Consider the following 236-nt stretch of genomic DNA (forward strand, 5'->3'; position numbering starts at 1 on the left):
AACGGGAATAACAGGTTCAACAGGTCCAACAGGAGCAACGGGAATAACAGGAGCAACAGGTCCAACAGGAGCGACGGGAATAACAGGTTCAACAGGTCCAACAGGAGCAACGGGAATAACAGGAGCAACAGGTCCAACAGGAGCAACAGGTTCAACAGGAGCGACCGGTCCGACGGGAGTAACAGGTACAAGTATCACGGCGACATATGCATTTGCAAATAATACGTCAGGAACAG

1 protein-coding gene is annotated in these 236 nt (G+C 50.8%); it reads left to right on the forward strand.

The features are described from left to right. A partial coding sequence (locus MR113_RS27910) for a collagen-like triple helix repeat-containing protein (RefSeq protein WP_242257523.1) occupies nt 1-236 on the forward strand: 236 nt, incomplete at both ends.

It is taken from the genome of Bacillus cereus group sp. BfR-BA-01379 (assembly GCF_022663605.1).
In the GTDB taxonomy this organism is placed as follows: domain Bacteria; phylum Bacillota; class Bacilli; order Bacillales; family Bacillaceae_G; genus Bacillus_A; species Bacillus_A mobilis.